The sequence below is a fragment of the Magnetospirillum sp. WYHS-4 genome (assembly GCA_039908345.1).
GTDB lineage: Bacteria > Pseudomonadota > Alphaproteobacteria > Rhodospirillales > GLO-3 > JAMOBD01.
Genome location: JAMOBD010000118.1, coordinates 1 through 3,299, shown reverse-complemented (window position 1 = coordinate 3,299; position 3,299 = coordinate 1). Strand labels below are relative to the sequence as shown.

General features: G+C 67.1%; 2 protein-coding genes and 1 pseudogene. 1 reads left to right on the top strand and 2 read right to left on the bottom strand.

The genetic code is table 11. The annotated features are described in order from the left end of the window. Both H7841_17990 and H7841_17985 read right to left on the bottom strand, forming a co-directional pair. Nucleotides 1-1,297: transglycosylase domain-containing protein (locus tag H7841_17990; protein ID MEO5338749.1), on the bottom strand; the 1,297-nt coding region annotated here is incomplete at its 3' end. Between the two features lie 5 nt (nt 1,298-1,302). Further along, nucleotides 1,303-1,797: pseudogene (locus H7841_17985) on the bottom strand (N-acetylmuramoyl-L-alanine amidase). On the opposite strand from H7841_17985, the gene addB reads away from it, so the two are divergent. Next, nucleotides 1,742-3,299: double-strand break repair protein AddB (addB, locus tag H7841_17980; protein ID MEO5338748.1), on the top strand; the 1,558-nt coding region annotated here is incomplete at its 3' end. The pseudogene H7841_17985 and the gene addB sit on opposite strands and share 56 nt — an antisense overlap.

Below are 3,299 nucleotides of genomic sequence, written 5' to 3'. Positions count from 1 at the left end.
GGCGAAGCGCGTAGCTGTGGGCGGGATAGGCCACGCCCTCGGAATTCGCCTTCACCGGCTGAACCGCCACCACATCGCCGGGCTTCACGACATCCGAGGCGCGCTTGGGCGAAGGCCCCACTTCTTGTTCTTCCAGCGTGGGGCGCGCCCAGGACAGTTCGGTCCAGGGAATGCGGCCCCGGCTGCCGTCGATCAGACCGATATCGGCGAAATTCTCGCCCACCGCCAGGACCAGCGCCGTTTCCCAAGGATCGATGCCGCCCGGCGGCTGAACCTGCGCCAGTTGGGTCGTCCAATCGGCGCTCAGTTCGACCCGGCCGATGGGGCCGCGCCATCCATGGCGGCGATCATAGGCCAGCAATCCCTGGCGCAGCACGCGGTCGGCAAGTTCCTGCAAGCGCGGGTCCAGGCTGGTGCGCACCGAAAGGCCGCCCTTGTAAAGCGTCTCCTCGCCGTAACTTTTGGCCAGACGACGGCGCACCTCTTCGGCGAACCAATCGGCGCCGCGCACATAGATGCTGTCAGGCCTGGGGCGCATGAACAAAGGCTCGGCCTTGGCGGCGTCGGCTTCCGCCTGGCTGATCACCCCATCCTCGGCCATGCGTTCCAGAACCCAATCGCGCCGCGACTTGGCCGCTTCGGGAAAACGCTGCGGATGATAGTTGTTGGGGGCCTTGGGCAGGGCGGCCAGGAAAGCCGCTTCGGCGATCGACAATTCGTCGAGCGACTTGTCGAAATAGTGCGTCGTGGCCGCAGCGACGCCGTAAGCGCCAATGCCCAGATAGATTTCGTTCAGGTAAAGCTCGAGGATATGGTCTTTCGTAAAGGCCCGCTCGAGACGGAAGGCCAGGATCATCTCCTTGACCTTGCGCTCGATGGACACTTCGTTGGTCAGAAGAAAATTCTTGGCCACCTGCTGGGTGATGGTGGACGCGCCCACGGGCCTGCGCGAGCCGCCCATATTTTTCAGATTCGTCACCACGGCGCGCAGGATGCCCAAGGGATCGACGCCCGTGTGGGTGTAAAAGGATTTATCCTCGGCGGACAGAAAAGCGTCGATCACCCGCTTGGGAATGGCGTTGATGGGCACAAAGGCCCGCTTCTCGATGGCGAATTCGGTCAACAGTCGCCCGTCACCCGCATGGATGCGCGTCGAGATCGGAGGTTGGTAATTGGCCAACTGCGAGAAGTCGGGCAGTCCCCGGCCATAATGGTAGAACAGGGCCAAGCCGCCCGCCGCCGCCGCCAGTCCGCCCAGCAGCGCCAACAAAAGAAGAATGCCGAAAAAGCGCAACAATCTGGTCACGGGCTGGCCGCCTTGCGCAGATTGTCAAAATATTCCGTGGCGGCGTGCGCCAAGGCCTTGGCCAGCTTGCCGCGGTAGGCTTCGGTCTTCAAAAGCTGCTCTTCCTTCGGATTGGACAGATAGCCAAGCTCGACCAGCACCGAAGGCACGTCGGGCGCCTTCAAGACCGCGAAACCCGCGAAGCGATGCGTGTTCGACAACAGCTTGACCTCGCGCCCCAGCCCGCCCACCGCCTTGCCCGCGAAATTGGCCGACAGGTTCATGGTTTCGCGCTGGGCCAGATCGATCAGGATGTTGGCGACTTCCGGCGCTTCGTTCGACAGATCAATGCCAGCGATCAAGTCGGCCTTGTTTTCGCTTTCGGCCAATTGCTCGGCCTCGGCGTCAGACGCCTTTTCGGAAAGCGTGTAGACCGACAGGCCAGACAGTTGAAGATTGGGATGCGAGTCGGCATGCAGCGAAAGAAACAGGTCGCCGCCCGCCGCCCTGGCCGGACTGTCGCGGCTCGACTGCCCGACGCCGCGCGAGGAAGCGGCCGCCATCGCCCTGATGCTGCGCGAGGCCCTGGAAACGGAAGGCCGCCGGGCTGCCCTGGTCACTCCCGATCGGGACCTCGCACGCCGGGTTGCCGGCGAGTTGGAGCGTTGGGGCATCGAGGTCGACGATTCGGCCGGACGGCCCTTATCTCAGACTCCATCCGGGACCTTCTTCCATCTGGCCGCCGACTTCGCCGCGGCCAAGGCGGCCCCGGTAACCCTGCTCGCCCTGCTCAAGCATCCCTTGGCGGGGGGCGGGATGGAACCCGCCGTTCTACGCTCCCTGGTGCGACGGCTGGAGATCCTGGTCCTGCGCGGCCCCCGGCCGGGGGCCGGTATCGCGGGGCTTCTGCGCGCCCTGCATGTCGCCGCCAAGGAAAGGAAACAGATTTTCTTCGATCTGGAGTCCGGGTTGCGGCGGCTGGACGCCCTGTCCCGCCCCCTTCTGCACCGGATGGACCGCAAGCGGGTATTGCTTACCGATCTTCTCGACGCCCATGTGGCCTTCTGCGAGGGGCTGGCGGCCACGGCCCAAGAGGAGGGGCCCGTCCGCCTCTGGGCGGGCGAGGCGGGCGAGGGCCTCGGCGACTTCATCGCCGAACTGAGAGAGGCGGCGCGGGACTTCCCGCCCTTGCGCGGGGCCGACTATCCCGGCCTGCTGCGCACCCTGATGGCCGGGAGGGTGCTGCGGCCCACCTGGGGCCGGCATCCCCGTCTTGCCGTCTGGGGTCTATTGGAGGCACGGCTGCAGCAAGCCGATCTGCTGGTGCTGGGCGGGTTGAACGAAGGGACTTGGCCGCCCGAGGTGCGGCCGGGGCCATGGATGAGCCGCCCCATGCAGAAGGATTTCGGCCTGCCCCTGCCGGAACGCCGCATCGGCCTGGCAGCCCACGACTTCGCCCAGGCTGCGGCGGCGCCCGAGGCGGTGTTGACCCGGTCGCTCCGGGTGGACGGCCAGCCGACCTTGCCCTCGCGGTGGCTGGCCCGTCTCGACAATCTGTTGGACGGCCGGGGGATGGCCATTCCGTCGGCCGGGCGCTACCTGCGCTGGGCGCTCGAGATGGACCGCCCGGCGGCGGTGACGCCCTGGCGCGCCCCCCGCCCGACGCCGCCGCCCCGCGAACGGCCCGACCGCCTGTCGGTCACCCGCATCGAGACCTGGATTCGCGATCCCTACGCCCTCTACGCCCGCGAGATCCTGAGGCTGGAGCCCTTGGATCCGCTGGAAGCCGATCCCGGCGTCGCCGAACGGGGCATCGCCGTCCATGCCGCCCTGGAGGCGTTCCTGCTGGAATATCCAGGCGCCCTGCCGCCCGATGCGGAAGCCCGGCTGGTGGAAGCCGGGCGCGAGGCCTTCGGCGACAGCCTGGCCTGGCCCGCCGTGCAGGCCTTTTGGTGGCCGCGTTTCCGGCGCATCGCGCGGTGGTTCGTGGCCACCGAGCGCCGCCGCCGCGCCG